2 protein-coding genes are annotated in these 1,781 nt (G+C 60.6%); both read left to right on the top strand.

The genetic code is table 11. The features are described from left to right. The coding region (locus tag WC815_24040; protein ID MFA5911862.1) for a hypothetical protein at positions 1-768 on the top strand (768 nt) is incomplete at its 5' end. Positions 769-873: 105 nt separating this feature from the next. Continuing rightward, a partial coding sequence (locus tag WC815_24035) for a hypothetical protein (GenBank protein ID MFA5911861.1) occupies positions 874-1,781 on the top strand: 908 nt, incomplete at its 3' end.

The raw sequence follows: 1,781 nt of genomic DNA, 5'->3' as shown, positions 1-1,781 counted from the left end.
AGTCACCCCGATCTGATGGTCATCGAGGCCGACGAGGGCAAGACGCAAGTCTCGGTCGAACAAGTGCGTGATTTGCGCGAACGCGTCTCGCTCCGTCCGGCACGTGCCTTGCGTCTCGTGACTTATGTGCCTCACGCCGACCGCTTGAACGAATCAGGCACCAACGCGCTGCTCAAAGTGATCGAAGAGCCTCCCGCCGGCGCGGTCTTCATCTTTGTGGTCGAAGATTTGGGCCGCATCCCCATGACCGTGCGCAGCCGCTCGGTCAACCTGCCGTTCTTCAGCGTGGCGCTTGAGACTTTGGCGCGCGGACTCGCGGCGCGCGGCATGTCCCAAGCTGACGCCATGGTTTTGGCGCGCACGGCACGCGGCCGTCCGGGTTTGGCGCTCGCGCCCCAGATCCGCCCCAACGGCGGCACGGCTTTTGCCGGACAATGTCTGACGGCGCGCAACACCGGGGCGCGGCTCATGCTCATCGAGGAGCTCGCTCGCGCTTGCGAATCCGAATCCGATTCCGCCGCGGCTTGGCGCGAAGCCATCATCTTTGCCATGCAAGAGACGGGACGCCGCTTGCTCGACGACCCACGGCGCGCTTCCATATTAGGCGTGGGATTGCTGACGGCGCTGCGGGCCGTCGGCGGCGCAGTCTCGCCGCGCTTGGCGCTCGAGTCTTGCGCCCTGGCGCTCGAAGGCGACACGACGAGCGAACTCGCGCGTCTCATGCCCGGCTTCCTGCCCGCCGCTTTGCCGCGTATCTTTCAATTATGAGTAGAAGCTGGAATCTGGAATCTGGAAGCTAGGGTTCTGGAAATTCCAGCTTCTAGATTCCAGCTTCCAGCTTCCAGCTTCTAAACTCTCGACTTAACCACCTCTATGTTCAAAAAACTTTTTCTCTTAAGCGCAACTGCCTTCGCCTTCGCCCTTCTCGGCGCGGGTTGCACGAGCACGAGCACCGCTCCCAAAGGACCCGACGGGGGAGTCTGGAAGACGACCGATCGCGGGCAGACTTGGGCTAACAAAAAAGCGCTGGTGAACGGCGCTAAAGTCACGGCCGCGGGCGCGCAACTCTCGGTCCTCGACATGAAGTTCGACCCGCAGGATCGCAACGCCATCTATCTGGCCACCGCGGAACTCGGCTTGGTCTATTCGTTGGACGGCGGCGATTCGTGGCTGCAGGGCAAGATCCCCGGCGTGACCAAGGCCAACTCCGTAGCCATCGATCCCAAGAATAAATGCACCCAATACGTCACCAGCGGCAATAAAGTCTACAAGACCGAGAATTGCGGACGCGATTGGACTCAACCGTGGTACGAGCCGCGCACCGATTTGGTGCTCACGCGCATCATGGTGGATTGGTATAACCCGACCATCCTGTATGCCGGTTCGAGCGACGGCGACGTCTATCGTTCCGACAATGCGGCGGCGTCTTGGCAAAACGTGCATCGCGAACCGGGCGCTCAAGTCACGAGCCTGGTCATGGATCCCAAGGATTCGCGCGCGGTCTATGTCGGCACCAAGAGCGAAGGCATCTGGAGGACTTCCGACGGCGGCGAGACTTGGGTCAAGATAAAAAAGCAGTTCGGCGATGATTTGGCGGATGGACGGCGCGTGTATCAAGTCGTGGTCGATCCGGTGGATGCGAATACCCTCTACGATGTGTGCAAATACGGCATCCTCAAATCGACCGACGGCGGCGAAACCTGGAAAGCGCTCAACCTCACCTCGCCACCGGGCACGATCAGCATAAATTCGCTGGCGGTCGATCCCAAAAACAACAAGAA

This window comes from Vicinamibacterales bacterium (assembly GCA_041659285.1).
Classification (GTDB): domain Bacteria; phylum Acidobacteriota; class Vicinamibacteria; order Vicinamibacterales; family UBA2999; genus 12-FULL-67-14b.
The sequence above is the reverse complement of the archived record's forward strand: the minus strand, read 5'-3'. Positions and strand labels throughout refer to the sequence as shown.